This window comes from Aggregatimonas sangjinii (genome assembly GCF_005943945.1).
Lineage (GTDB): Bacteria > Bacteroidota > Bacteroidia > Flavobacteriales > Flavobacteriaceae > Pelagihabitans > Pelagihabitans sangjinii.
This window is the reverse complement of the sequence record NZ_CP040710.1, coordinates 2,606,773-2,633,113: the sequence shown is the minus strand read 5'-3', so window position 1 is coordinate 2,633,113 and position 26,341 is coordinate 2,606,773. Positions and strand designations below refer to the sequence as shown.

The following is a 26,341-nucleotide window of genomic DNA, read 5'->3' as shown; positions in this document are numbered from 1 at the left end:
TTAGTAGTTTGTTTCTCGATTGTTCACCTTGTCTTGCATTTTTCTGAAGGAAATAATGTCTCGGTAGCGTTTCGTTTTGATAGTGACATTCGAAACCATTTCTTTTGATTCCGTTTCTTTTTGCTTTAGAATTTCCGCGCGGTCTGCGTCGCTCATTTTCATAAAATCACTTGAGAGCACCTGGTCTATAAAATCCATGGTGTCCAAAGAGTTTTCAACCACGGCACTAAATGATTCCGATACGCGTGCGACTTCTTCAGGTTTTATATAGGGCGAATTCAGAATGTCTTGTAAATCATTCTGCATGACTTTGACAAGGCGTTGATTGTTCTTGCCGATTTCCTTAACAGCCTTTAATTGCTTCAAAACATCGTTTACCTTCTCAAGATTCTCCTTTTGTTGCTTGAGAAACTTGACCGTTTTGATGATGTTCGCCGTCTGTTTACCTGATTCTACAAGTTGCTTTATCAAACTGATAAAATTGACATTATCATAAGTCGGCATCCCTTGGGCGGTGGCACCGCCAGGCAGTAAGAGTGCTATTGTAAATACTAGTACTGCTGTAATTGTTCTGATTCTATTTTTCATGATGTTTTAATGAAGAGTTAATAAATTCTTTTATGGCCAATTCCATATTATTGGTCTTTTTATAGATGGCCATTATGGCCTCGTTTTCTTGTCCATCGGTTAAATAAGCTGCATACACTTCCTTGGGAACTTCTAGGCGGAAAATGTTACTTTCTTTACCTATTTTGATGAACATTTCGGTGTGCTTTCGCGGTCCGGTAAGATTGTTCTTTATGGATTTTAATTGATTCAAGTCGTGGCTAGAAAGGTTCAATCGCTTCTGCAGCTCATCATAGCCTTTTTCGTTATTCAGGCTGTACACCACTTGGGTATTTTCTAGAATGCTTGCCGATGTAGAATTATTGGGTAGTTGATTGATGGATTGGAGAATGATACCAATAGCACCATTTTGTTTTCGAATCGCTTGGTAATAGAATTCGACACTTTCCAGTACGTTGTCGAACTTCAATTGTTTGGCAAATTCATCAAATAGGATAATGCCTTTTTCAGCTCTATTTTTCCAGATGGTTCTTTGGATGGCTGATTTAATAAGCTTCAACATTACTGAGAGGATTTCCTTGTTATCCTTGACTTCATCCAATTCAAAAACAATCAATCGTTTGTCCTCGATTTTAAAGGTCTGGTCTTCGCTTACTTCAAAGAGGAAGCTGTATAGACCATCGCCAACATACTCCGACATTACGTGCAAAAAGCTTGTCACATTGAAGTAGTCAGGATGGATTTTAAGTTGACTTAATAGGTCTTTTTGATTTGTCTCGATGAATCTGTAGAAGCCATCCAAAGAATGATTGTCTGAAGTACTTTCGAAATAAAACCGCAGTATCTTTTTGATAGATACGGACTGCGCTTTGGTCACCTTAATATCCGAAGCGAACAATTCAAAAAGGAACACGGATAAGTCCTCCAATCGCTCGGGAGTCAAATCATTGGCATCACTAATATAAAATGGATTGATTCCTAAGTTCTTCCCACTTTCGTATCGTAGTACGGTATATTTTTCAGGATACAGTTTAGCGAACTTGGTGTAGGAACCTCCTAAGTCTATAATGACCAGACGAACGCCACTTTCAAAATATTGACGCAGAATATTATTGGCCAAAAAGGATTTGCCTTCGCCGGTTGGGGCAAAAATGGCAAAGTTTCTCGCCTTGATGCGCTTCTTTTTTTCATCCCAAACATCCTTCAAAACAGGAATGTTATGCTCTCTATCGTTAAAGATGATTCCAGTTGGGTCAGATTTATAGTTACTGTTATTGATGAGTAAACACAAGGCGTGCTTCAAATCTGTTACATACAAATCTTCATTGGAGAAATTGGAAGAGAAGCAGCAGTAACTATTCAAGATATAGTTTTTGCGTTCTTCACCTCTAGGGTAATATGGAATGATATCTATCTCTTTGAACTCCGTCTTAATCTTAGAAGCTATTTTTTCTAGTTCGCGAGCTTCTTTAGACCAATAAACAATGTTTAAGTGCCCGCGTACCACACGGGCTTGGTCGTCTGCATTTATCTGGTCTAAAATGTGCTGAATCTTAGTTAAGATGACTTTGTTCTGAGAGCCGAAATTGGAACTTTTATTGAGCTCTTCTACTTTCTTGTCGAGCTGTTTGCGCCATTTCTGTTTGTCATCTAAGTAGATGATTTGATTAACAATGTGATTCTCATTGAGCGTAAGCCCCAAACCATCTACAAAGCCCTGATGAAAGACAAAATCATCTGAGGTAAATCGTTCATTGGTTTTACTTGTTTGCACACTTTCGCCAAAGCAGAGTTCACTATTAACCGCAAGTGCATCAAAGTAATTTTCGCCAATGTTGGTGTTTGATTTTGTAAGTAGAATATCCGTGTCGAAACCTGTATTGAAGCCGTTGAAATAGTTATGGGTCAGCGCATGTATTTCTTTTGCTTCAAGGGGAATAAACTCAATTTTACGACTGTTATTTATAAAGGAAACGGCATCGCTTACCGAACTGATAAAGCTGTTCAAGGTCTCATCGGTTTCCCTTAAAATGCCTTTGCCGACTTTACGAAAGGGGTTTGTGAACTTTTTATTGTTTAGTGCATTGTTTAACGTCAGGATAAAAAATAAATAGCAGCGATGCTCCATAAACTCACGGCCTTTAAAATGTTTGTGGGTAGCCTGTTCAAGAAAGGTTTTATTCGGAAGCTGCTCGGCGGAGTAATCTTGTTTGAGATACACATCTTGTTTGTGAACTACACATCCCGTTGGTAATGATTTGAGCGCTTGAAACCATGCACCGTGCATATCCTCAAAGTCTTTTTCGGATAAGGAATAGATTTCGGGAAGCGTACCCTTAAAACATAAAACCACGTTGCCATTATTAGCAAAGACAACATTTTCGTTGATGTCCACAATGGGATAATAAGATGCTAGATTAATCTTCTTCATAAGAGATGGCTGATGATTTTTTGTTACTGATGCTATTGGGGAATACCTTGAAAAACTGAAGCAGTTGGGGGTTATTGGCAAACTTGGTTAATCCTATATAGAGCATACCATTGAATACGAGCACTCCAAGGATAATTGCAAAACCAAAAGAGAAAATAATGACTAGCAAGGATGCTATTACAGATATCATCATTAGAGCGAAAAGCGATATGGGCAGTCCGAATATGACTGCCCGTTTTCGTATGTTTTTATAAACCTCAAATTTTTTCATAATACTTTTGTACAAAGGCCCGCTGTGCGGGTTAGACTACGATTGAGATTAGGTAGGTAAAGATGCCCACTACGGCTCCAGCGATAAGTACGAAGACCAATACGCGGGTGATACCTTTTTTAAGGTCTGCATTCTCTCCAAAAAAGTGTCCGGCATTAAATAAGAAACCGACTAAGAAGATGACTCCCAATAGAATGGGAAATATGGCCCGAATGGTATCTCCAACATCGTTAACGGAATCTTCGATACCCCCAATTTGAGCAAAGGCGGGAGCTGTGATAAATAGCAATGCGGCAAGCGCAAGAATAGATTTTTTCATTGTAAATAGATTTAGCCTTATATGGCGGTTAGAATTAATTATTGCGAAATCTATTGCTGATGGTTCATTATGACAGAAATCCTCTAAAATTTAACGCGGTACGCTGTTAAATTTTGGAAGATTCTTATGGAAAGGAAGTAATCGTTGCATTTTGTGCAAACAAGAAGTAATGATATGGACATTTTAAATTATCTACTGACTGCGTTTATTTATCTAGCACTTTTATCAATTTGCTATGGGCAAAGTCCTACTAAGCAAATTGTCGTCATTGACCCAGGTCACGGAGGAAGTGACACCGGAGCAATCGGCGTAAATGGAGTTGCTGAAAAGGATATCGTTTTGAGTATTGCTAAAAAGTTGGATAGTCTAAACACAATACTATACGATAGCCGATTTGACATCTACCTGACCCGATGTAGTGATACATTAATTTCTTTAAGAGATAGAACTTGGCTAGCCAAAGGGTTGAAGGCTGATGTCTTTATTTCATTGCATTGCAATCAAGCTGTAAACAAAAGGGCTAAAGGAACAGAGGTATATGTAGATGAAAAGCAAAAACGATATACAAAGGCTTCAATTCGGATGGGAAATTTTATACAAGATGAACTACATGATATGCTTGGTTTTAGGAGTAGGGGAGTTAAATTGGCAAACTTTCAGGTGCTGCGCCAAACTACCGATAGCTGCCCTGCGGTTTTATTGGAGTTGGGTTTCTTATCCTCTATTGATGAAGCCGGACACTTGAACAAAGAAGAAAAACATAATGGTATCGGACTTGCGATACTGGAATCGATTATTAAAAACAGATAGTTATGGGAGAGTTGTATTTGGAGGTTGTTCGGTGTTTGAGGGAGGTTGTTAAGGTAATTATTAGAACTTTTGTTTAGGAAAGAAACTTCGTGTTAATTAATATGTTAAAACAATTTTAAAAACTTAAATTATCATGCACAGACATTAGGTATTTTTAGTCATTATGTTAGACACTTACTTTACTAATGGCGGAAAAAACTAAATTACAAGAACTTAACTATTATTTCTATTCAATTTCCTTCAAGCCTTTTGCTGACAAGCGATTAACTCATGATAGTCATAAAATTTGCACCGATACGTTATATCATCTGGCAAATATTAAGCAGCAGGGAAAAGGTTTATTAAAAGATAGAAATGAAAACAGGTCAAAATTACCTAAACGTGAGCTATTTTTATCAAGCGCAACTATTATTCCCAAAGATAGAAGAGCGAGATTTACCATGGCTTTAATTAGGAAAGGTCGTCGTCCCAAAATAAAAAAGAAGGGTACTTTTAGTTTGGAAAGTATCAGTAATCTCGGTGAAATTGTTGAAGTAACTCATTTTTTTATCGATTTCAGTACCGATAAGAATTTTATTTGTGTTGAGAAGAACCATAATGGCCCTAATATCGCAGATATCGAATTTTATTTGAAAATGGTTGCTAGAGATGATTTACAACTCGCAAGGACTGCTGATTTAACTGTTTACATGAATGACACTTTGGATAATGCTCTAGAAAAAGTAAAAAATGTTTTAAGTTTTAACATTAAAATGCGCCCATCAAATTTAGAACTTATAAATGAGCAATTAAAAAAGCAGTTCTTTAGTGGGTTCGATTTGGTGTCGAAAATATACAAGCCGGAATTTTTACGTGTGGAAGCGTTTTTCAAGAAAAATCGCAAACGAGATATTGAAAGAAAGCAGAACAAGATAGCTACTAATATGTTTAATAAGGCGTTAAGTGTTTTTAAGAAGGAACCGACGGAGGCTTTCTATTATGATCAATTTGATGTCGTATTTGAGGATGGATTTGGGAATGAAGATAGCTTCAATCTTTTGAAGGATAAGAAAATTGTGACCAAAAAAGTAGATGTTAGTGAGGATATTAGTTTAAAAAATAGCTATCGTCTAATAGAAGACGATTTTACTAGAATTGTTGAGGAGTTGAAATGATAAACACCTATTTGAAAAAGCCTATTTTATGTGACATCCTATTTTCAGGTTTTGTTGCGATTGCATTGTATGTATCATTATGCGAGTTTCAATTTAAAGTTCCAGAGTTAGCTTTTTTGCAAAATTTATATAGTGATTTGGCTAATATTGCATTTACTAGTGCAGGATTCATTCTGACAATTTTGACGGTATTAGTTACTTTTAAGGCTAATTCTAAAAAGAAGGTTTTAATCAAAGACTACGACTCTGCTCTAAGTTTATTCTTTAATACTTCTCTGTATCCAACCACCACAGTAATACTAAAAAATTCTATTAAAGTCTTATTGGGCGTTGCTCTATCCTCTTTTTTAATTAAGGCCTTTTCTCAAAATTTTAGTGAAGCTATCCTTTTTGCATCATTGGTTATCCCTGTACTTTTAATTACTATGGCACTTTTTAGATGTGTCTTACTTTTAGGAAAAATTCTAGATTTACAAAACAAAGATTGAATAAGTAAAGATTATTTTGGTACCGAATGACTTTTAAAGTTTTTTCGTTCTGATAAACTAGCTGAAGTATAAATACTGATAGCTTTGGTTTTAGTGTTAAATTCTTTTATGTTGACCGATGTGGTTTTCTGTCTGCCATCGATATAGTATATTTATACTATGTGCTACTCAACTACCATTACCAAAACTGAAACAGAAATCGAGAAGGAGACGAAGCGGCAATTTCGTTATCCTATGGAATACAAGCCGTATTTCTTCCAATCTGCTTTTAATCATTCTAATTTGTATATCATTCCACAAAAGGAGCCGAAATTGATTCGTCCTGCTATGTGGGGTCTTGTACCGAAGTGGGCGATGAAAGGCGATGTGAGTGAGTTTTTGAAAAAGAACTACACAAATAATGCTCGCTCAGAATCAATTTTTGAGAAGAAATCTTTTAAAGATTTTCCGATAACGAATAGATGTCTGATTCTGGCAAATGGATTTTTTGAACCGCACCACAAAGGGGGAAATGCCTATCCTTTTTTTTGTCATCATCCAGATGATAGTTTGTTTATGTTCGCAGGCATCTACAGCGAATTAGATGAGGAGTTGCACAGCTGTACGATTATCACCGTCGAAGCAAACGAACAGTTTGAGGAAGTGCACAATAGGAAAAAACGGATGCCTTTGGTCCTAGACCCTGAATATACCGAGGAATGGTTGCGAGATGATTTAAACGAAGCAAATATCAACGAACTAATGAAGATCGGTTTTACGAACAGAGAGTTTGAATGTTATCCTGTTACAAAAGAACTTTATAAACCAAAATTTACGGAGAAGAATACCCCTGTCGCCATTACTAAAGTTGACTATCCCGAACTTAATGAGCAGGGAAGCTTATTCTAAATTGTAAACGAATCACCTCCACTGACCTTTAGACACTTATTAAAAATGCGTCAATTTGATTATACCTTGGACTACAAGAATCTTGATTTGCGCAGTGAGCCAGGATTATATGTTATTGGTAAAGGAGAACAAGGTGTTCTGACCGTAGAACCATATAAATCTGAAATCTTACCCCACTGGAAATTCAAAAATCCAGAGGTTGCAAAGAAATCCTCGGAAATGATATATTCGCTGTTTCTTGAGTATATCAACAGCAACGATTTTATTGGGGCCGATATGGCAAGGAAATTTCTACAGATGGGTTTTACAAGAGCTCGTCGTTATGCCAATTATAGTGGAGGTAAAAAGTATATTGGTCCAGTACCAGATGATAAAAAGGGTGTTAGTGGCAGTAATGGTCGACTACAAAAGCTGCGTGGTGTAGAGGACCCGATAAAAGCTGAGTCTGCAAGAATTTTTAAGGCCAAATGGGATGAAGCCAAGGCTTATCAACCTTATCTCGAATTAAGAGAAGACTTTATTCAGAAGTACGGTCGATAAAATTTATTTCCTTCATGAAGTTGTTAGGAACCCATGATTTCGCAACACATTTTGACCATATTTTAAAGTACGTCAGCCAATCATAGGTTTGCGTTTAGTAATGTCCTATTGCGTTACTCAAATATAATAAGTCACTTATGACATCCGAGACCGTGGCAACCCAATTTCATGCTCTTGAGGATATGGCGCTCGGTGCGTTATACTTCTATCTTCCTTTAATCTTTCATGTACTTTATAATCCCGATCTGTACCGCTTTCATATCTAGGATCAGGAACGAAGGGCATTTTTTCCATCTTGGATATCACAACGGTTGGAAAATGGAAATCTACTTCCACACGGCCTAGCAGTAGATAGCAGCCACCACCTTTGAATGGATATTTTTTTAGAGAGGTTGCAAAATGAGCCGAATCGAAATAATCTCCATCATGATCAATCCATGTTCCAAAATACATATTCCCGTTTTTGGTAGGCACTTGCTTTGTTGATACCAAATAAGCGAGCATACGTACCGTTTTCTTGTAATTGTCAAGAAGCTGTTTGTTCATGATGTCGCCGCGATACTTTGTTTTTAAAAGTTCAAATGGAGAACGTGAAACCGAAAACCCAAGGATTTCTATTTCATCGAATGCATCTTCGATACCATTACGCTCCATTATCGGAAATTCATATTCTTGTATCGGCTCTTCCATGAGAAGGGTGGGCGACTTCGATACTTCCCTAGATTGCAACATTTTGGCTCTGATGATAAGGTCGCTCTTCGGTTTTCCGGTAAACCGAAATGCACCCACAAATATTAAAGTTTGTAAAGTTTCCCCACCAATATGTGTTCTTGATAGAAAATTCTCCAAGGAAGTATAATCGCCATTCGCTCTTCTTTCTTCAACCAACTGCACAGCCAGTTTTTCATCCATGGATTTTATAAGACCGAAACCAAGATAGATATCCTCACCTTTCAAAATAGTCTCCTGTTCGCTATTGTTCACGCAGGGTACAAGAACATTGCCCCCCGCACGCTTGGCTTCATGGACATAAATTTCCGTACGATAGAAACCACCTCCATTATTTATAGCACAGACCATAAACTCTATTCCGTAATACGTCTTTAAATATAGGCTCTGATAACTTTCGACAGCGTAGGATGCGGAGTGGGCCTTGCAAAACGAGTACCCAGCAAAGCTCTCGATTTGTCTAAAGACCTCTACGCTCAATTGTTCATTACGACCTAATCTTTTGCAGGATTCGAAAAACATGTATTTTAGACTTTCTATTTCTTTTTTGGAGCGGGATTTACCACTTATGGCCCTTCGTAAAATGTCACCATATGTCGCTTCAAGGCCACCATAATGAAGGGCAATTTTAATAACATCCTCTTGATAAACCATAATACCGTATGTGTCACCTAAAAATTCCTCAAATACCTCATGGAAATATTCAAAGCTGTTAGGGTTGTTGTGGCGAAAAATATATTCCTTCATCATTCCACTTTTCGCTACCCCAGGCCGGATGATGCTCGAAGCGGCCACAAGGGTAGGATAGTCATTACATTTTAATCTTCTGAGGAGGCCACGCATGGCCGGACTCTCGATATAAAAGCATCCCAAAGTATTTCCAATTTCTAGGTTCGTATTGCATTGGGTATCGTTCTTAAATTCATTTATTTGTTCAATATCGATACTGATGCCCTTGTTTCGTTTGACCAATTCAACCGTACTGGCTATAGTCCCCAATCCGCGTTGGCTAAGAATATCGAACTTCTCGAAACCGATATCTTCGGCAATGTGCATATCAAACTGAACGATTGGAAAACCCTTCGGCTTAATCTCCAAAGCTGAAAAATTGGTTATAGGTTCTTCGGATATGATCACACCGCAGGCATGCATACTTCTTTGATTGGGGAACCCTAGAAGCATAGCACCAAGTTTGGCTACACGGTCAACAACCGAATCTGTTCCGCTAGATTGTAAGCCGTTTCTAGAAAGTTGGTCCAACTCAGCCTTTTGCAACCCATAAACCTTTCCAAGCTCCCGCATAATGGAACGATGTTTAAATTCCACGATTGTTCCGCAAAATGCTACATGACCCGGTGAGAACCTTTTAAAGATATAATCCAGAATTTCATCACGTTCTTGCCAAGACCAATCGATATCGAAATCTGGTGGACTCTTTCTATTTTGGTTCAGGAAGCGCTCAAAATATAAATCAAGCTCCATTGGGCAAATATCCGTAATGCCAAGGGCGTAACTCACAATACTATTCGCGCCACTTCCGCGACCGACATGCATAAACCCTTTGCTCTGACTATATCTAACGATGTCCCAAGTGATTAAGAAATACCCTGTAAAGTTGAGCTCACCGATAACTTTAAGCTCCTTTTTCATTCGAGCTTGAGCAGCCTTGTTTTTTGTACCGTAGCGTCTAACAATTCCGTCCTCGGCCAACTGACTTAACAATAGCATATCCCCGGACTTTGTACCCGTATAAAGCTTTTTATTCCTTGGTACCGTGAAATCAAATTTGAACGTGCAGCGTTTGGCCAATTTCTGGGTATTGCGAATAATACCGGAATATCTTGAAAATTGTTTTTCTAAGGTCTTTGAAGTATCCATCACTTCAAAAGGATGACAATGTGCATGCTCCGGTAATTGTGATAACAGGATATTATGGTCGATGCATCGAAGCGTTTTATGAAGCTCGAATTCTTCCCCGTTGCGAATCGTCACGGATGGAAAAGCAATTGTCTTTCTCAGTAATTTTTGATAGACCGGTTTTATCAACTGGGTAGCCTCATATCCATTCACTCCAAGAAATTCATTCTTTTCCAAACGCACGGGAGCATTGGAGAGTGGATAGACCATGAAAGCATTCTTAAGCTTTGGCGCTAAGTTTGGCAGCAGTTTTTTGCTAAGATTATATTCCGTCAAAAATTTACATAGCTCACCAATACCTTTCATATTTTTTGCAAGTCCGGTATATAGCTTTTCATCATCATTTCGAAATTCAATACCAACAATAGGCTTGATATTTTTTGCGGCGCACAGTCGAATGAAATCGTAAATGCCTGTCACCGTATTGATATCGGTAAGACCCAAGGTTGTGACACCCAACTGCGAGGCCAATTCCACAAGTTCCTCTAATGGAATTGTACCATATCTTAAGCTATGGTATGAGTGGCAGTTGAGGAACATCTTCATTTCGTCCCGAAATTTTGAAAAGCGGAAGAAGTACCAACGGCATTCATTCCGTACTTGTTTCTAATAGAATCGAGGGCGTTGTATAGGGATAGTATTTCACCAGTATCTTCGAAGAGATTGATTTGATGCGAACCCGATACGATGTCGGAGAAACGAACACCAACCTTTACTAGACGCATTCTTCTGTGGTATAATTTGGAGAACAGTAGCTGCACTTCTTTTTTTAGAATGTGATCTAGCGAAGTATAAGGTAGTCGGGATTGTTTGGTTTCCGTATCAAGGTTATTATATTTTACCTTGACGATGACCTTCGCGGTTACGAGGTTATCCTGTCTGAGCTTGAAGCATAATTGCTCAACCATGGCCATTAGCTGGGTTTTTATGGTTTGCAGGTCAATACAGTCCATCTCGAAATTGTGTTCCATGTATACCGCTTTCTTTTCGGAATATGGTTTTACGGGTTCTCTATCGATACCGTTCGCATGTTGCCAAATGGTGTTGCCTCGCTTTCCCAGCATTTTCTGTAGCACCATGGGTGGCATTTCAGAAACTTTGCCGATTTGGCGTATGCCAATCCTCGATAGCAGCTGGAAAGTAGTATCGCCGATTTGCGGTAGTCTTTGTATCGGCAATGGATTTAAATAATGCTGGACTTTATCCTGCTCCAAAAATCTTGGCGTTCTGGGAGTGGAATCTACTGCTCCTATTTTTGAAACGGTTTTATTGACCGATAATGCCCAGGATGGGTCAAGACCAGAGTTCTTTGAAATTTGTACCGAAAGTTCTTTAGTCCAATCGTAACAGCCAAAAAATCGGTCCATACCGGTAATGTCCAAATAGAACGAATGGATTGACGATTTCTCGACTACCGGTGCATGCTCCTTGATGATTTCGGTAAGCTCCTTTGACTTATTGGCGTATGAACCATAATCTCCTTTGAGCACGGTCGCATTTGGGCATAACTTTAAGGCATAGCCTGTGGGCATCGATACGCGAACCCCGAATCTGGCAGCTTCTTTGGAACAGGCAGCAACTGTCCCCCGGTTCGCTCCGCCACCTATGATTAGGGGCATTTGCTGCAAGGATGAATTTGCCAAACGCTCACATGCAATGTAGTAATCATGCATATCCATATGTACTATCGCTCTTTCCATTTTTAATTATCCAAAATCTTCAGCTTGCTTGTTTGATGGACTTAGGCTCCATCTGATTTATTAATTTTTGCTCTGCTTCATAATAGTATCCCTCCTTAAGCTCAGCTTCATATTTGGCCATACGATGCGCTATAGTAGTCTCCGAGCCAAATAATTCTATACGGCACATAACAGTCTTATCCATTGCATAATACGCCTCCACAATCACTTGCTCATATTGATATTCCACCAATCTATAATCCAATAAAACTTTAATTTCTTCTTCTAAACGTATCAAGTTTGGGTAGTTCATCATCTCCTAAATTTTAAATATCATGGAATATATCCAAAATTATGGATTAATTCCATTGGTTATAGTATTTTTACTGAACGAAATAAAATTTTAACGAAATGGACTATGTCGTTGTAGATATCGAAACCGCTGGAAAGGGCATTCGGAACAACCGTATTACGGAGATTTGTATCGTTCGGATGAACGAGGAAAAGATTTTAGAGAAGTTCGTTTCGTTGGTAAATCCACAAGTTCGAATTCCAAATTTTATAACCGGGTTAACAGGGATTGATGATGACATGGTACGAACTGCCCCGCTGTTCGAGGAAATAGCCGCAAAAGTTATCGAGATTACCGAAGATGCGGTTTTTGTAGCGCACAATGTTACCTTTGATTACACGGTGTTGCGTTCCGAATTTCGGTATCTGGGTTATAATTTTAATCGTCAAAAACTGTGTACGGTACGACTTGCGAAAAAGTTGATGCCGGGTAAACTTTCCTACAGTTTAGGACGTCTATGCTCAACATTGGGGATTCCACTCATCAACCGGCATCGCGCCGAAGGTGATACGGATGCCACAGTTATTCTCTTTCAGCGATTGATGAGCCTTGACGATGGTGGTATTGTTTTCGATTCTTTTCTGAATTCAAGAAAGACCACCCTGGCCCCAAATATCGATAGGGAAATTATCGGAAATCTTCCACAGCGACCAGGCGTTTACTATTTTAAAAACGCCAAAGGAAAGATAATCTATGTCGGGAAGGGCGTTAGAATTAAAGAACGTGTGCTCAGTCATTTCTATGATAAAAAGAATAAGGAATATGACCTTTGCCAAGCGACCGCAACCGTAGATTTTCTAGAGACCGGCAACGAACTTATCGCATTGTTATTGGAAGCGGACGAAATTCAGAACCACTATCCGATGTTCAACGTAGCTCAAAAGAAGTTGAGAGCGCCCTATTGTATTATCCACTATGTGAACAGAAAAGGAATTATTCAATTTGCCATCGATAGAAAATCCGCAGCGGATTTGGGAGCGGTCACCTATTACAAACGCGAGGAGGCGGTTGCCAAGCTAAGGAGAATTTGTGAGGAGTTCATGCTATGCCCTAGGTTTACAGGATTACAGAGCAGTACGGAGAGCTGTTCCCATTACGTCATCAAAGATTGTAACAAGGTCTGTAAAGGAAAAGAGTCCGTGGCCATTTATAATATTCGAGCGAAACGTGCTATTTTGGAGCTTCATAAGAATAGGGATAACTATGCCATTATCTGCAAGGGTCGTACGGAAGGTGAACATGGCTTTGTTTTGGTAAAAGACAGTCTTTACCAAGGATATGGTTTTTTCGATAGGGATCAGGGCATCGAAGGCCTTATCGATCTGGAGACATTCCTAACAGCTAAAAAAAATACCTACCATACCATGCGTATCATTGCCAGTTATTTAAATGCTAACCCAAAATCCATAAAGTTAATGGTGCCCGAAGAAATAGTTCTATAAAAGCATCCAAATTAATCTTGGCATCAAAAGATTCCGTTATCTGCGTGCTTAACATCATAGAAGAGAAATTAATTTACTACATAGATGAGCATTCGATGAATAATTTAAATTTTACCTTAGTGGCACTATGAATACTCCCGATACACTTAACGATGGTCAAAAGAAAGCGGTCGAGTTCTATGGCCGACATTTGTTGGTTCTTGCCGGGGCTGGAACCGGAAAGACCAAGACCATTATCGCTAGGGCTGCTTATCTTATTGAAACGGGAATAGACCCCTCGAAAATACAGATACTCACCTTTACTAAAAAAGCCGCCAATGAAATTGTGGAAAGGGTCAAAGCAACCTTGCCCAAATCAGATGGAAATTCATTGAGCGGCGCAACTTTTCATTCTTGGTGCAACCAATTGATTGTACGCTTTCCGAATCTTTTCGGTGCGGCGACTTATACGGTAATTGACCCTGATGACCAGCTGAGTATTATGAAAATGGTTTGTGGGAACCAAAATCTAGATTTTGGCAAACTACGTATAAAACCGCAGCAGCTTATCGATATCTATTCGTTGGCTCGAAATACTAAAAAGAGCTTAACAGAGAGTCTTCGAGTTAAACTTTTTAAGAATAAGAAGGACGCCGATACTGACTACGAGATTTCCACGATAAAGCCACATGTCGAGAATATACTAAGGGCCTATCAACAAAAAAAAGGCGAGCAACGGTATTTGGATTATGACGATCTGCTTTTGGTGGTATCGACACAGTTGCGAACCAATCCCGAGGCGAGGGATATTCTGTCGCAACACCTTGACTATCTGCTAGTGGATGAGATGCAGGACACCAATCCGCTGCAATGGGAGTTGTTAGACCCTTTTGTCAATATCTGTAAGTTATTTTGCGTTGGTGATGACGCGCAGTCCATCTACTCTTTTCGTGGTGCTGATTTCAGGAACGTGCACCTTTTTAAAGAACGAGTTCCTGAATCCGAGGTTTATAAATTGGAAAAAAACTATCGCTCCACTCAAGAGATTTTGGATATATCGAATTGGCTGCTGGAAAAGTCACCGATAGATTACAATAAGAAATTGCAATCGATTCGAGGTAAAGGTGAGTTACCGCAGCTTGTAAATGTTAGTGACGAATGGCAAGAAGCCAATTGGGTCGCGGATGAAATACTGAAAAACTTCACAGATGAGGATAGAACCTTTTCGGACCATTTAATTCTGGCCAGGTCTCAATACTATTCGAAGTCATTACAGGCTGTCTTTATCAGGCGAAAGATTCCCTACGTAACCTATGGCGGTCGAAAATTTATGCAGGCGGCACACATTAAAGATTTGGTTTCTTTGTTACGCATTGTGAACAACCCCTATGATGAAATTGCATGGATTCGTTTTTTAACGTTTCAAGAAGGAGTTGGCGAAGTTCGGGCATCGCGAATCCTTCAGCAGGTCATTGAAAATGTAGAGGAGGGGGACATTCCGAAAATTCTTCAAAATGCTATGCCAGGGGAAGATGGTAGTAAAATAGCCAAGTTGTACGAATCTATTAAAATGGAAAATGACGTTGGTCAAATGGTCGATACCGCATATGAGGCCATGTCGTTAGGTTTGGCATTTCGATACAGACGAGATTGGAATGAAAAAAGAAAAGGAGATTTTCCCGTATTAAAGCTGCTTGCAAAAAGTTATCCCACCCTTGGGGAATTTATAGGGGAAGGATTGCTTGATAATTCAGAGAATATGAATGGTGTTAATGTACTAAGTGAGTCTAAGCTTAATACTGACGAGAATAAAGACCATGTTATCCTATCTACGATTCATTCAGCAAAAGGACTGGAAGCGGATGTGTGCATTATACTCAATGTATCACCCAAAGCCTTTCCATCTGCATGGTCATTGGATAATCTGGATGAAATTGAAGAAGATAGGCGCGTTCTCTACGTTGCTCTAACACGTGCAAAGAACAGGTTGATAATGACCCGGAATACTGCTTCCATATCTGCCGTACATCAAAGCAGCATACCGAATAATAAAGGTGAAAGGACAGATGATGCAGACACTTATTTTCTTAACGAACTGCCTGAGAACTTAGTTGAACAGATAGTGGTCGAACACAAATTTGGAAAAGTCAAAGATGCTTCAACACCGAATAAGATTGACTTGTCTTCTGGAATGGATTTTAGCTGAAATAAGGAAATATCCTTTCCAGTTGTGAATATGCAATGTTTATTAAGAGCAATAGCATGAATAATGAAAAATCCCGCTAAAAGCGGGATTTCATCTTGTTGAAAGTTAATTTAATATTTCATATTGTCCAAGAATTCGTTTACACGCTCCTTGCTCTCACCGGTCTTCTTTTGAATGCGGCCGACCAATTCATCTTCTTTACCTTCTTGGTAATCAAGGTCGTCATCAGTTAAGTCTCCCCACTCTTGTTTAATTTTTCCTTTCGCGACGTTCCAATTTCCTTTGAGCTTATCTTTCCATGGTGCTGACATAATAAATATTTTAAGATTATAAAGTAAATTAATTGATTTTGACCAAGGCTCTTGACCTATATGCTATAACTTTTAACCTCATTAAAAAACGTGATGACATCGCCAAAATATTGATATTTAGATGAGTACTTTTCCCCAAACCAACGGATGTTCACTAGCGGCTGTATATTTACTGGTTACCGTCTTATAAATGAACCATTGTGGTTTTTTAGTCGGCCACATCGCCTTGCGATTTAGCCCGCTGTTTTGCATTTGATCAAAGAGAGCTGGAGAGAACAACAAATAATCTTTCTGCCTGATGTTTACACCCATTCTATACGCGCCTAAACGAAAGTAGGTTGCGTCATCACCATCATCCGTAATAACTTCAAAAGAAAAATGCTTAGTGATGTCTTTGGCATCGGTATTTTGAAATAGGGGAGCCAATGAATCACAATATGATGGGGTGTTAAATGTGCCAGCAATAATTACGTTTTTCTTTCCTTGGGCTAAGAGTGTTTTATAGATTCTGGCAATATTTTCTACTTGGCTTTTTCGAATAGTATCCGCTATTTTTATATCAGCCGTTTGTTTAGCCAGGTAAGTCGCTAGAATATATATTTTCTCTGACTTTGGACTACTTATTTCATACTCGATAAGGTTTTGAAATTGGTCGCTGTAACCTCCGATTAAATGGGTTTTTATGGTTTGTAAAGTATAGCCTTCACGCAGTAGAATAGCAATTTCCAATCCTTTCATATCATTACATTGAATAACAAAAGAATGGTCATAGGGCCTACAATCGAACTTGGGCAACACCTTCTGATTGAAATCTTCTAAAGATGCTCTATCCTCGACCTCTTGCAGTAGCAAAATATCTGCATTAACATCAGCAATTACCTGTGCTTTATTATCGGTTGCGGTAGGCGGTATGGGTTTGGTTTGTAGTTCTATCCATCCGTTCCAATTTGTCAAATGACCAGCTCGTATTTCTGTAGAATGGTGAATACCTTTCAGGTAGAGTAACCCCGCTTTTCTTCTCAGAACTGCATAGGGCAGGGGACTGGTTTTCTCAAATCCCAGTAGAAAAGATAACTCTCGAATGCGTTCTTGCTCTGAAATTGTTTTACTTGATTTTCTCATGATGGTGTCTAGTTCTCGAATCCAATCTGTAACACATTTTCCCCTGGGTACATCAATAAGACTTTTGTCTCTATGGAATAAATTCTGGATGTTGAATGTTGCTATTTTCATAATGTGATTTGTAATGCCCATTATGGGCTTATTTTCTTTTATCCTTGGCGTTTTTATTAAAGGCCACCAAATTGAATAACTTCCGCATTCGGCTACGTACTCTATTGCCGTACATGTCTTCCAATTCTTTGGCACTTAAATTTGTTGTGGCATGTGTTTTAATTTTGGTTTTCAAGAAGAGCTCATAACGGGACAAGAGTACTTCCCCCATTACGTTGCAGTCTTTACCGAAATGTCTACCAATAGGCTCCACCCCCAAATCATCAAAGCAGAAGAATTGACCATTGCCATAATCTTCAATAGTTTTATAGCCTATGTGGTTAAACCCAAAAACGATATTTCGTGCAGGAATAACACGATAAGGTCTTTGCATGGGCACCAGATGTTTTAGTAATCGCATTAGGCTGGTTTTTCCACATCCCACGGGACCAGTAAGTAGGATTCCTTTTTCTGGGTCGATATCATTCTTTGCGCACTTTTCAAGGTCTTTCACAAAGTAGTTGCAGAGTTTAAAGATGATTTGGTGGTCTTCTTCAATGATTTTAAAATCCTTTCCAAAAAGAAGCTTTCCTTTAGCGTTCAAATACACAAGAACTTTAGGGAAATCATAGACAACGGTTTGACCGTCAAACTTTCCGATGGAGTATTGTACGCCACCTTCATTTATTTTAGAGGGGTTCACCATAGTCTTTTATTTTAGTGGTTCGAAGGTTGTCCTTAAAATGGGACTGCTCTTTTTCGTTTTCTATTTTACTTGCTTTTAGTACCCAGTTCGCTGCGCTTCCCGTCCAATTCACGATTTTTATTTTGCCACCTATTTTCCAACCAATGGCTGTGTAGTGGTTATAAAATTTCTTTGCTTCTAATACGGGCCAATCTTTACTTTTAAAAAAATCAATTACTTCATTTTCATTTTTTGGTAGCTTAGGTTTACTATTGTTTTCTTTTTGTTTAGTGCTGTTTGTATTAGATACCAATACTTGTCCATTACTTGTTTCATGGTTGGCCAGCGCTTGTTCAGAGCTTGTCCCAAAAATGGGCATCCTTACTTCGCTGCCTTTGTACATATTATGAGAGGGGAGGTATTCAATATATTTCCAGTTTGTTAAATCGGTTAAACATCTGTGATACGTACTTTTTGAGCCTATTTTTGAAAGTTGCATCACCTCTTGTCGGTTGATATAAAACACCTTCGAGAAGCGGGTAATGTTCCAGAGTTGAAACAATGCCATATACAAGCTTACATGAGTTGGGTTGAGCCTGGAATCGTCCACAATCAATTGAAAGGCTGCATTGAGTTGTTTTATGTAGTTCATACATCCTTAATCTCTTTTATTGTGAATGCGATTGGAAAGCATGACTTTTTGAATCTCATCAGAATCATAGAAAATGATATTACCCATCTTTGTATAGGGTATTGTACCATTGATTCGAAGGTTCTGTAATGTGCCTTGACTAATTTGAAGTAACTCCATTATCTCCGCTGATTTTAGGTACTTCTTTAATTTTGCATCTGATTGTTTGGTGAGTAATTTCTTTATGTCGTCAAGTAGTTCCAATTTGAACTCCCGGAGGTCATCTGTAGTAATTATGCTAGTCGCCATAATAAATCGATTTTTAAGAAAGGGACCATCAATGGTTAAGTTTTTTAGATGATAGTCCCTGACCTGATTTGACTTTTGTTCGACAAATTTGATTTGATTTAATGGGCTTTGTTCACCAGTACAACAGGACTACGGTGAAAATTTAACATCTTGCTAATTGATGTGTTTTGATTCAATTTGAAGGGAGGGATTGCGCTTTTTGGCGTTTGAAAGTGACATATTTTAATAAGAAATTACAAAACAGGAGTTCAACCGTAGTACGGTTTTGCGAAATCTAATTTTCTGATTCGTCCATAAATGAAATAAGGCCTGTAGAAAGGGTGTCCATGAACTTCGTTCTACTGTTTTTCCGAAATTTGATTTCAGCATATATTTTGTAGAAGTCACCCATGTCAAAGTGAAAGACTTTCTGTAGTGCCATAGCAATTTCCTTAATCTCGGCATTACCATTATTAAGAGCTCCATTTACATATAGGGCATACACAAGTTCAGTAAGAGCTGCCTTAGATGATGTCCATTTTAAATTAGAAATAGAGTCAAAAGCTTTTGACTGATTAGTACTATAGTCTTGTCTTTTCTCTGTTGGTCTATTCTGAAGATATTCAATAAATTTACGATACGCTTTTATTTTCCCCAACAACATATCGCGAGCAGTAGTAAAATCAGGATCTTGAAAATAAAACTTGGACGAGATGATGTGATAGGAGTCTAAGAATGTTCTAGTAAAGTATTGTTGGTCGAAATGGGTATGACCATTCTCTATGTATTGTACAAAATCGATATTGAGATTAAAAAATCGATTCAGTTTGGTGAGTTTTTTATTGATATACTTTCTCTGTGTATGGGTATTAGCCATGGGAAATTGAAGTTCAAACGAACGTACTTCTGAATAGTAAATTAGGGGAGTGGCAGAAATCTGCTTGATATTCCTGAAAAAATCAATTTCATTATCTACCGATTTAAAATCTTTTTGAAGAAGTAGGCTTTTAAGTCTATGCAATGTTCGGCGACATAGAATTATGGAGCTATTAGCGCAATCCTTAATTTTATGATTCCCAGCTTCAATATCATCTAGCTGAGATGAAAATTCGTTCGATATTTCTTTGAGGCGCACAATCATTTAATCGATTCAGTTTAAAAACTATATCCAAAAAGTGACCCTACAAAGATGCATAGTAATCAGTAATTCAAAGCACCCTAATATTCATAAGCGAAGTTAAAATTGAGTTTCTTTTTAATGGCATAGCATTTAAATATAGTAAGTTAAGTCAAGAAATGGAGTTGGAAAGTAACGTATATCACTACGGGTTAAGGCGTAGATTAATACGTAATAGGCTACAAGTGTTGAAATTCTTTTAAAAGGAAAATATTACTCCCCAAACCGGTTCAAGAATTCGATTTTGTTTTTAACACCTGTTTTCTTAAAAATGTTGGAGGCGTGTTTAGAGACTGTTCTTTCCGCGATGAAAAATTCATCACCAATTTCCTTATATGACTTGCGATCAAATATTGACAATGCTATTTCAATTTCACGTCTTGTTAGACCTTTGCTTATCAAAGTTGGAGCTAAACCTTGTTTCCCCGATTTCTTGTAGGCGTTAAATACTTTGCTCATCTTATCACGATGCTCCAACAGATAAATATAGCGATCAACCTCTATAGCCGAAATAAGAAAGAAAGATGTATTGACTATAGGAAATGTAAGCCATTGATTATCTCCAATAACTGTAAGCAAAGGTAAAAGTGCCATACAACTTACACTCAATACCGAAAGACGATTTCGCCTCAAACCAAACGAACTCGGATTCTTTTGTTTGGAAATTCTCATGTAAAAAGCGAAGAGAAAATAAAGGCAGATAATCGATAAGGGAATTGCAAAAAATATTCTAGCGATGTTCAGTGAATCCGTTATGAAGTAGGGAATTAAAAAGAGACCTAGAAAACATAATGCTCCGTAAATAGCTAAATTTTTTATGGTCAAAAGTTGACCTAAAACCTGAATATCGTATTGCTTATAAATGTAGTAGAATAAGTAAACGCCTGTAACCATGGCCACACCGTAGGTGATTACGTACTGTAAAATAAAAGGCCCGGGGAATCCTTCAAATGGCAAAAACCCACCTGTCAAATTATAAAGAACGAAAAGCCCCGCGAGAATTAAATAACCATTGAGATTACTATGCCGGAGGTTTGAAGATTTTATAAAAACAAAAATCAGGATGAAGGTATCTACCAATAGTAGAAAAAAGGTTGTCCAATGTATTGAAGTACCAAACATGCTGATTATTTATGACGAACATTCAAATCTGTTTTTAGCTACATTTTTCCTGACTTTGTCCCAAGAAAATACGTTGCCGTTCATGGCAATATAAACCCCTTTTTCTAATGTTTGTAATGCACAAATAGCATATCCTAAATTGAAGCTTGCGTCTGAATTTTTCTCAGTCCCTGGAACAAAGGAACCTACAAGTACAATGGTTTTATTAATATCAAGTTTTCCCAGATAGGTAGCTGTTTCTACCATGGTAATTGTGCCATGGGTGATTAGTACATGATTTGAGCTAATGGCATTTATCTTTTCGTTTAACAACGCTCTATCATCTGGAGTGATGAATCGACTATCTTTTGAAAAAGCACAATCAATACAGTATTCGAACGATACGTTGATTTCTTGCAATAAACTTTCGATGGAAACGGTTGCCTCATTTTTTTCGGACTCATTATTATATTCAAGTCCTTCAATTGTACCACCTGTTGTAATTATCCAAATTATCATTAGCAAATTTTCACCTCAATAAAAGCACAAACTTTTAAAATACTGTTTTCGAAAAGAAATATTTGGTTGAGCGGGGTTTAGGTAGGCCGTTTATACTCAATAAGATACGTAATTAATATTAAAAATCTTACATATGAAATAGATTTAAACTAATAAATACCTCCAACGACCTATCATAGGCTTTTCCTATAGTTATTCCACTTTAGCTCATTGAGTGGCTCGTCCATGTACACGCTAACCTAATTTTTGTCTAAGAAGCATCATATCCTCACTTAGTTTTCTTTCGACTACCCTGGCATAAATTTGAGTTGTAGCCAGCTTGGTATGTCCCAGTAGCTTTGATACCGTTTCTATTGGCACGCCATTAGTAAGAGTTACCGTAGTAGCAAAAGTATGTCTGGCCATATGAAAAGTAAGGTTCTTTTCTATGTTGCAGAGGTCTGCTACTTCTTTTAGGTAACTGTTAAGTTTTTGGTTGGAAATGGAGGGCAATAACTTACCATTGAAGTGTGTACGATGATGATTCTGGTATTTGTGAATTAATTTTTCAGCTACAGGTAGAATCGGAATTTTGAAAGGAGTTCCTGTTTTATTTCTATTTGCCATTAGCCATTGATTGCCATCAATACCTCTAACAATATTATTTTTGGTCAAGTCCATAATATCACCATAGCATATTCCAGTATAGCAACCAAACACGAATAGGTCTTTAACTACCGTTAGTCTCTCAAAAGAAGTGGAAAACTGTTCTATGCGTTCAAGTTCTTTCTTAGTAAGAAATTCACGCTCTTTCTTTTCTATTTTTGGTTTAAATTTCACAAAGGGGTCACGGGCTATCCACTCCATATGATAGGCTAAAGTGGTCATTCTTCTGAGTCTTTGAATGTGTTTCATTACGGCATTGTTGCCAATGCGACCTTGATAGTGTCTTGGCTGATATGAACGTAAAAAGCTCTCAAAGCCTATTACGAATTCGTAGTCCAAATCTTGGAGGTATATATCCTCTTTTTTGTATTCCTTAGAAATATAACTTAGAATATACTTTTGACTTGTTTTATAATGGCACAGGGTTTTAGTAGCAAGTTTGATACCCATTTTGTCATTATGATATTCAAAAATATCTTTTAAAGAATGAACTTTTTTGTCCTCACCTAGATAGCGAGCTTTAATTAATTGTGGGGTAAGTACTCTCGATTCTAACTTTAAATCTCGATAACAAAATACAAGTTCTGACCTTACTTCATCTAAGTAGTTATTAATGGTTTTCGAAGTTCTGCCAGTCCCTTTGACCCTTTGGCGTTTGGAATCCCATAAATCCACATCAACTTTTTGATTTAAACTCATGATTACTTTTTTACCGCTAACGGTAATTCGAGCATTTACAGTTGATAAATTATTTTTATCTACTCGATGGCTGTGAATCCAAAATAGAACTGATAATGTTGAAGTTGTTCGCATAGTTGTTGTCCTAATTGTTAAACAATAATTGAGACAAAAGTCAAATCAACTAGCAAGGAGTTTTCCTTATTTTAAGTCAAGTTAAAGAAGTGTAGACGATTTTGTAGACGATTTAAAAAAATGTAGACGATTTGTAGACATTTTAAATCAATTGGCATCATATCAAATGACTTCTCTAAAAACAAAAAACCTTGCAAATCATAAGATTAGCAAGGTTTTGGTCTCGGATGACATCCGATTAAGTGACCTGGCTGGGGCTCGAACCCAGGACCCTCTCCTTAAAAGGGAGATGCTCTACCAACTGAGCTACCAGGTCAAAATTTCAGTGCTAAGTTTCTTCCTTAGCGGCTGCAAATATAAGTTCAATAATTTATTTAACAAGTCGATTTCTTAAGAAATTTCCCTTTTCTTTGAATTTGGAAAAAAATCCATCATTTTTACCAAAAGCGAAACTTTGAAGATAGTTTTAATAGGGTATATGGGTAGCGGAAAATCGACGGTTGGCAGGAAGCTGGCTGAACGGAGTTCTTTTAAATTTGTTGATTTAGACGACTACATCGAAACTGCCGAAGGAATAAGTATTCCCACTATTTTTTCCGAAAAAGGGGAGATTTACTTTCGAAAAAAAGAGCACCAATACCTTCAGGAAGTGCTGCAAAAGGAAGAAAGCTTTGTATTAGCTACAGGTGGTGGAACGCCTTGTTACGGCAATAATATGGCTGCCATTTTAAAGGCGACCCAGATGAGCTACTACCTTAAATTATCTCTTCCTGCTCTTGTGCAACGCCTGGAAGGCGAGAAGGCCGCACGTCCCTTGATAAAGAACATCCCCACCGAGGAATTGCCGGAGTTTATCGGAAAACATCTTTTTGAGCGCAGTTATTTTTACAACCAGGCCCATCATGTGATTTCTTGTGATGGAAAGGGTAACTCGGAAATCGTATCGGAAATAGCGAAACTATCAGTCTAAGTAGACCATGTCATTTTTGGGGGCAAATGCCACCTGCACATGGGTTTTTAGTGAAGTACTTAAAGAGATACCTTTATAATCCGCTTTTACAGGATACTTTTTATGGTTTCTATTGACAAGGACGGCCGTTTTCAATTGCTTGAGCGGGGTTTTTAAAAAATGGTGTACCCCGTAAATCAATGTGGTACCTGAATTAAGCACATCGTCAACCAAAACTACTGACTTATCTTGGTATTGCTCCGTTCCTATAGAAGTGGTTACCCCGCTCGCTAAAGGGTCGGACTTGTCCATGGTCACCTTACATAGCAAAATATCGGCTTGGGTTATTTTTCGCAACACCAGCTGTATTTTTTTGGCAAAATTCAATCCGCCGCCTTCAATACCTGCGATGACAATTTCCTTTTCATCAACATTGGCTTCATAGATCTGATAGGCAATGCGTCTGATGGTGTGCTGAATTTGCTGATGGGATAGAATCGTATTTTCCATTGAAAAAGAAGTTTACCAACCAAAGATAAAGAACGAATTCTAAAAGCATACGTTATTCTGCTTCCGAAGATGGGCGCGAGGGGGCTTCTGGTTCTTCCAAATACCCTTCGATTTCCCTTCTGTCTTTCTTTGTAGGCCTACCGCTTCCTTTTTTGCGGTAGTAGTCTTTTGAATAGTTAAGTAATTCGTTTTGTTCAAAAGCTTCTTTCGGGGTAGTATCTTTTCGATAGATGTCGACCAATTTCGCACCGACCCTACTGGCGGGAATATCGAGTACCGTGAGCTGATAGTTGATTTGGTTTTTACGAACGACGATTTCATCCATCGGATAGACCTCCCTTGAAGGCTTCACGGCTTGACCATTTACCTTTACCTGCCCTTTTTTACAGGCGGTAGTAGCAATGTTCCTGGTCTTAAAATAGCGGGTGCTCCAAAGGTATTTGTCAATACGCATCGTCTATCAAAATTCTTTGTTAAGGTCTTCCACAAAAGTAAGGGAAAATTGTATCTTGCGCCCCTGAATACAGCTAATATCGCATAGATGGAAATAAAAAGGATTCTAGTAGTACTGTTTTGTATCGGAGTGGTTGCAACTTCCTGCAAAAAGGATGATGAAAATGCTCCAGAGGCGATACCACCAAGGCTTTTGGCCGACCAGACTATTGAAGATGACGCTGCGATTAAAGCCTATCTGGAGTCTCATTATTACAATTACCAAGAATTTGAGAATCCTCCTGAGGGTTTCGATTTTAAGATTCGTATAGATACCATCACGTCCGATACCGATAGTGATATCGAACCGCTCTCCGCTCAGGTCGAACAGGAGACGGTTCTGGTCTCTTCTTCGCAATTTGGATTAACTGAAGAGGAAAACGATATCGCCCACACGCTCTATTATTTGGATACGGGTGTTGGGGAAGGTGAAAGACCAACTGTCGTAGATTCTGTTTATTTAAAATATGAAGGGTCTCGTTTAGACGGTACTATTTTCGATAGTAATATCGGAGCGCCAATTTGGTTGGATTTACAAGGCACCCTAACCCAGGCCAATCCCGGAACAATTACCGGTTTCAAAAGGGGACTGCCCAAATTCAAATCTGGAAGCGATATCATTGTGAACGATGATGGCACCTTTGAGATAGACAACTTCGGTGTAGGCCTTATTTTCATGCCCTCCGGTTTGGCCTATTTTGGTGGCACACAACCAGGGCAGACTTATGCACCATTAATTTTCAATGTTCAATTGTTAATCGCCAATACGGCCGACCATGATAGGGACGGTGTACCCAGTATTGTAGAGGATTTGGACGGGGATGGAAATCCGGTTAACGACAATACCGACGAGGAGAATGACTTTGTACCGAACTACTTGGACACTGACGACGACAATGATGGTATCTTAACGCGGCAGGAAATTGAGATAGATGCCGAAGGTAATGTCACTTACCCCGATTCCGATGGGGATGGTATTCCGGACTATTTAGACCCGGACAATAGCTAAAAGCTTCCTGAACGAAGGAATTCAAGCAAAAAAAGAGGGTGTCTAAAAAGTACTTTCAGCCGTCTTTTCGAGGCACGAAGCAATCTGTAACCCGTGGTTTGAAAAAACAGATTACTTCACTTTGCTCGTAATGACGTATAGGTTATACTTTATAGACACTCTCTTTTTTTATTCAGTATGTTTTTAAGAATTATTTTGTGTCAATACAATCGGAAAGACATAAAATA

At 38.4% G+C, this 26,341-nt stretch carries 27 protein-coding genes and 1 tRNA gene; 9 read left to right on the top strand and 19 right to left on the bottom strand.

The window, feature by feature from the left end:
- The 4 genes from FGM00_RS10945 to FGM00_RS10930 are packed head-to-tail and all read right to left on the bottom strand — an operon-like array spanning position 1 to position 3,588.
- Positions 1-588 carry a conjugal transfer protein gene (locus FGM00_RS10945; RefSeq protein ID WP_138852941.1) on the bottom strand — a complete coding sequence of 196 codons (588 nt, stop codon included), beginning with the start codon at positions 586-588 and terminating at the stop codon, positions 1-3.
- Positions 578-2,998: a TraG family conjugative transposon ATPase gene (locus tag FGM00_RS10940; RefSeq protein WP_138852940.1), complete on the bottom strand. Its 2,421-nt coding sequence runs from the start codon at positions 2,996-2,998 to the stop codon at positions 578-580. The genes FGM00_RS10945 and FGM00_RS10940 overlap by 11 nt, the downstream gene beginning before the upstream one ends.
- Entirely contained in the window at positions 2,985-3,269 is a 285-nt protein-coding gene (locus FGM00_RS10935; RefSeq protein WP_138852939.1) for a hypothetical protein, read from the bottom strand. The genes FGM00_RS10940 and FGM00_RS10935 overlap by 14 nt, the downstream gene beginning before the upstream one ends.
- A gap of 31 nt (positions 3,270-3,300) precedes the next feature.
- The gene (locus FGM00_RS10930) at positions 3,301-3,588 is read right to left on the bottom strand and encodes a hypothetical protein (RefSeq protein ID WP_138852938.1); all 288 of its coding nucleotides are present in this window, start codon (positions 3,586-3,588) and stop codon (positions 3,301-3,303) included.
- Between the two features lie 153 nt (positions 3,589-3,741).
- Here FGM00_RS10930 and FGM00_RS10925 point away from each other — a divergent pair, with 153 nt between their 5' ends.
- The 5 genes from FGM00_RS10925 (at position 3,742) to FGM00_RS10905 (ending at position 7,468) form a co-directional block, all read left to right on the top strand.
- The gene (locus tag FGM00_RS10925; RefSeq protein ID WP_236262758.1) at positions 3,742-4,398 is read left to right on the top strand and encodes an N-acetylmuramoyl-L-alanine amidase family protein; all 657 of its coding nucleotides are present in this window, start codon (positions 3,742-3,744) and stop codon (positions 4,396-4,398) included.
- Positions 4,399-4,583: 185 nt separating this feature from the next.
- Positions 4,584-5,552: a hypothetical protein gene (locus FGM00_RS10920; protein WP_138852937.1), complete on the top strand. Its 969-nt coding sequence runs from the start codon at positions 4,584-4,586 to the stop codon at positions 5,550-5,552.
- A gap of 11 nt (positions 5,553-5,563) precedes the next feature.
- Complete coding sequence (locus FGM00_RS10915; RefSeq protein WP_138852936.1) at positions 5,564-6,040, top strand: hypothetical protein; 477 nt, start codon at positions 5,564-5,566, stop codon at positions 6,038-6,040.
- A gap of 159 nt (positions 6,041-6,199) precedes the next feature.
- Positions 6,200-6,928 (top strand): SOS response-associated peptidase, encoded by a 729-nt coding sequence (locus tag FGM00_RS10910; RefSeq protein WP_138852935.1) that lies wholly within the window; start codon positions 6,200-6,202, stop codon positions 6,926-6,928.
- Between the two features lie 45 nt (positions 6,929-6,973).
- Positions 6,974-7,468 (top strand): DUF4385 domain-containing protein, encoded by a 495-nt coding sequence (locus tag FGM00_RS10905; RefSeq protein ID WP_138852934.1) that lies wholly within the window; start codon positions 6,974-6,976, stop codon positions 7,466-7,468.
- Positions 7,469-7,603: 135 nt separating this feature from the next.
- Here FGM00_RS10905 and dnaE read toward each other — a convergent pair whose 3' ends face one another.
- The 3 genes from dnaE to FGM00_RS10890 are packed head-to-tail and all read right to left on the bottom strand — an operon-like array spanning position 7,604 to position 12,109.
- A complete protein-coding gene (gene dnaE, locus FGM00_RS10900) occupies positions 7,604-10,654 on the bottom strand; it encodes a DNA polymerase III subunit alpha (RefSeq protein WP_138854690.1) in 3,051 nt (1,016 codons plus the stop codon).
- Between the two features lie 2 nt (positions 10,655-10,656).
- A complete protein-coding gene (locus FGM00_RS10895; protein WP_138852933.1) occupies positions 10,657-11,814 on the bottom strand; it encodes a DNA polymerase Y family protein in 1,158 nt (385 codons plus the stop codon).
- Between the two features lie 19 nt (positions 11,815-11,833).
- On the bottom strand, positions 11,834-12,109 hold the full coding sequence (locus FGM00_RS10890; protein WP_138852932.1) for a hypothetical protein: 276 nt from the start codon (positions 12,107-12,109) through the stop codon (positions 11,834-11,836).
- A gap of 95 nt (positions 12,110-12,204) precedes the next feature.
- Here FGM00_RS10890 and FGM00_RS10885 point away from each other — a divergent pair, with 95 nt between their 5' ends.
- Complete coding sequence (locus tag FGM00_RS10885) at positions 12,205-13,587, top strand: exonuclease domain-containing protein (protein ID WP_138852931.1); 1,383 nt, start codon at positions 12,205-12,207, stop codon at positions 13,585-13,587.
- A gap of 127 nt (positions 13,588-13,714) precedes the next feature.
- Positions 13,715-15,772, top strand: a complete 2,058-nt coding sequence (locus FGM00_RS10880) for an ATP-dependent helicase (protein WP_138852930.1) — start codon at positions 13,715-13,717, stop codon at positions 15,770-15,772.
- Between the two features lie 110 nt (positions 15,773-15,882).
- Here the strand turns inward: FGM00_RS10880 and FGM00_RS10875 are convergent, their stop codons facing one another.
- The 10 genes from FGM00_RS10875 to FGM00_RS10830 form a co-directional block, all read right to left on the bottom strand.
- Entirely contained in the window at positions 15,883-16,083 is a 201-nt protein-coding gene (locus FGM00_RS10875; RefSeq protein ID WP_138852929.1) for a CsbD family protein, read from the bottom strand.
- A gap of 117 nt (positions 16,084-16,200) precedes the next feature.
- Positions 16,201-17,316, bottom strand: coding sequence for an exonuclease/endonuclease/phosphatase family protein (locus tag FGM00_RS10870; protein ID WP_138852928.1), 1,116 nt, complete (start codon positions 17,314-17,316; stop codon positions 16,201-16,203).
- Positions 17,317-17,344: 28 nt separating this feature from the next.
- A complete protein-coding gene (locus FGM00_RS10865) occupies positions 17,345-18,001 on the bottom strand; it encodes an ATPase (protein ID WP_138852927.1) in 657 nt (218 codons plus the stop codon).
- Positions 17,985-18,632 (bottom strand): hypothetical protein, encoded by a 648-nt coding sequence (locus FGM00_RS10860; RefSeq protein ID WP_138852926.1) that lies wholly within the window; start codon positions 18,630-18,632, stop codon positions 17,985-17,987. Before FGM00_RS10860 ends, FGM00_RS10865 begins: the two co-directional genes overlap by 17 nt.
- Before the next feature lie 6 nt (positions 18,633-18,638).
- Positions 18,639-18,920, bottom strand: coding sequence for a helix-turn-helix domain-containing protein (locus FGM00_RS10855; RefSeq protein WP_138852925.1), 282 nt, complete (start codon positions 18,918-18,920; stop codon positions 18,639-18,641).
- 274 nt (positions 18,921-19,194) lie between these two features.
- Positions 19,195-20,040: an RteC domain-containing protein gene (locus FGM00_RS10850; RefSeq protein WP_138852924.1), complete on the bottom strand. Its 846-nt coding sequence runs from the start codon at positions 20,038-20,040 to the stop codon at positions 19,195-19,197.
- 249 nt (positions 20,041-20,289) lie between these two features.
- Entirely contained in the window at positions 20,290-21,198 is a 909-nt protein-coding gene (locus tag FGM00_RS10845) for a helix-turn-helix domain-containing protein (RefSeq protein ID WP_138852923.1), read from the bottom strand.
- A gap of 9 nt (positions 21,199-21,207) precedes the next feature.
- Positions 21,208-21,696: an asparaginase domain-containing protein gene (locus FGM00_RS10840; RefSeq protein WP_236262757.1), complete on the bottom strand. Its 489-nt coding sequence runs from the start codon at positions 21,694-21,696 to the stop codon at positions 21,208-21,210.
- Between the two features lie 234 nt (positions 21,697-21,930).
- Positions 21,931-23,154, bottom strand: a complete 1,224-nt coding sequence (locus FGM00_RS10835; RefSeq protein ID WP_138852922.1) for a site-specific integrase — start codon at positions 23,152-23,154, stop codon at positions 21,931-21,933.
- A gap of 243 nt (positions 23,155-23,397) precedes the next feature.
- Positions 23,398-23,470 (bottom strand) — tRNA-Lys (locus FGM00_RS10830).
- 138 nt (positions 23,471-23,608) lie between these two features.
- Between FGM00_RS10830 and FGM00_RS10825 the strand changes: the two genes are divergently transcribed.
- Entirely contained in the window at positions 23,609-24,124 is a 516-nt protein-coding gene (locus FGM00_RS10825; protein WP_138852921.1) for a shikimate kinase, read from the top strand.
- On the opposite strand, the gene FGM00_RS10820 is transcribed toward FGM00_RS10825, so the two are convergent.
- Entirely contained in the window at positions 24,116-24,613 is a 498-nt protein-coding gene (locus tag FGM00_RS10820) for a phosphoribosyltransferase family protein (RefSeq protein WP_138852920.1), read from the bottom strand. The genes FGM00_RS10825 and FGM00_RS10820 overlap by 9 nt on opposite strands.
- Before the next feature lie 52 nt (positions 24,614-24,665).
- Entirely contained in the window at positions 24,666-25,067 is a 402-nt protein-coding gene (locus FGM00_RS10815; RefSeq protein WP_138852919.1) for an RNA-binding S4 domain-containing protein, read from the bottom strand.
- A gap of 87 nt (positions 25,068-25,154) precedes the next feature.
- Between FGM00_RS10815 and FGM00_RS10810 the strand changes: the two genes are divergently transcribed.
- On the top strand, positions 25,155-26,114 hold the full coding sequence (locus FGM00_RS10810) for an FKBP-type peptidyl-prolyl cis-trans isomerase (RefSeq protein ID WP_138852918.1): 960 nt from the start codon (positions 25,155-25,157) through the stop codon (positions 26,112-26,114).
- The last annotated feature ends 227 nt before the right edge of the window (positions 26,115-26,341 follow it).